This window comes from Kitasatospora sp. NPDC091257 (assembly GCF_044757675.1).
Taxonomy (GTDB): domain Bacteria; phylum Actinomycetota; class Actinomycetes; order Streptomycetales; family Streptomycetaceae; genus Kitasatospora; species Kitasatospora lactacystinica.
Map to the genome: position 1 here is coordinate 1 of NZ_JBIVVI010001590.1, position 1673 is coordinate 1673.

At 70.8% G+C, this 1673-nt stretch carries 1 protein-coding gene and 1 pseudogene; both read left to right on the forward strand.

Going from position 1 to position 1673, the window contains the following annotated elements:
• Nucleotides 1-392: 392 nt before the first annotated feature.
• Nucleotides 393-665: a hypothetical protein gene (locus ACIQOV_RS40555; protein WP_401056037.1), complete on the forward strand. Its 273-nt coding sequence runs from the start codon at nt 393-395 to the stop codon at nt 663-665.
• 103 nt (nt 666-768) lie between these two features.
• A pseudogene (locus ACIQOV_RS40560) lies at nt 769-1673 on the forward strand (hypothetical protein); the annotation flags it as partial.

Genomic DNA, 1673 nt, shown 5'->3' on the forward strand with positions numbered 1-1673 from the left:
GGGTGACCGTGACGGTTGCCGGGGTGGCCGGTGCGGCGGCCGGGTGGGTGCTGATGGCCATGCCGGTGGTGAAGGCCGTGGTGATGGCGAAGGCGACGGCCGCGTGCCGGGCGGTGATTCGGTTGGTCAGGGCCATGGTTGGTCTCCTTGAGGTCGGGGCCGGGGGGTCGCGGTCCCCAGCTGGCGGGACCAGCCTCGCAGAGAAGTTGACTCGGGTCTATAAAAAGCATCAAGGTAAATTCTTGTGGTTCTCTCGGTGCGACACCCGGCCGCAGGTCCGGCACCGTGGCCGGCCGATCGACATGCCCGACCGGGCGGAGAAGTCAGTAGCCCACGAGAGACTTCAGCGGGTCCTTCAGTACCTCACCAAACAGTTCAGCGAGGAGGCGTCCGTGCCCGAGGTCGTTCACGTAGCCCGCACCGCCTGGAGTACGGACCAGGTTGCCGACCGCGGCCTGGCCGCTCTACGCCAGACAGTGCTCGATGACCTGATCAGAGAGGCGCATTGCAGCCTCAACGGCACCGGGGACGTCAGCATCACGATCGAGCCCACCGAATGGGGCATGACCACGGGGCGGGCACGCGCACGGTGCAGCGACCCTCTGTGCGTCGACCTGGCTACCGCGCACCGCGCGGGGCCCTCCGGCGAGCCGAAACCTCAGTGATTGAGCCCAGGTCCACCGCACCGAGTACTTCAGTCCGCAGGCCAGAGAGGGCGCCGACTGAAATCCTCGGTTCTGCCCGGCACGACACGAACATGGGGAGACCGTGACCACGCCACTGCCCGCGGTGCCCGCGCCCCGTCCCGGCAGGCTCGGCCGCCGCCTCTACACCGACCTTGCCGCCTCGACCCCCGCGATCCGCCGGCGCTTCTACAGGACCCTCGACGCCGCCGACTGGGCTCAGGTCCTCGCGGCGGCCGACGCCGAGGCCGGCACCCCCTACGCCCTGTGGGCCGACGACCCGGTCGGATTCGTTGAGGACGTGCTCGGCGAATCCCAGTGGAGCCGCCAGCGGGACATCCTCGAAGCGTTGGTCGACAACCGCCGCGTCGCCGTCCCGAGCTGCTTCGGCTCCGGCAAGACCCACATCGCCGCCCGCGCCGCCGTCTGGTCCTCCGTCGTCCACCCGCCCGGCACCGCGCTCACCGTCACCACCGCCACCCGGGCCCGTCAGGTCCAACGGCAGATGTGGCCCCACATCCGCCAGATCGTCGCCCGCGCAGGCCTGCCCGGCGAAGTCGGTGTCGCCCAGTGGAAGATGCCCGACCGCCACGGCTCGGACACCGTGGTCGCCTACGGGTTCAGCGCCCCGCCGCACGACGAGTCCGCCGTCCAGGGCATCCACGCGCCCCGCCTGATGGTCATCGTGGACGAAGCCGGCGGCATCGGCCGGATCATCGGCGCCGCGATGCGCGGCCTGCTCACCGGCGAACACACCCGCGCCCTGCTGATCGGAAACCCGGCCACGGACGACGAAGGCTCCTGGTTCGAGCAGACCTGCGCCGACCCCGCGGTGCGCGTGCTGCCGATCAGTGTCTACGACACCCCGCTGCTGTCCGGCGAGCGCACCCGGCGGTGTCCTGCCCGCCCTCCGAGGGCTACCTGTTCGGCAACCTCAAGCCCCGCCAGTTCCCGGCCGGCCGCGGCCTGTACATCACCCGGCGGCGGACC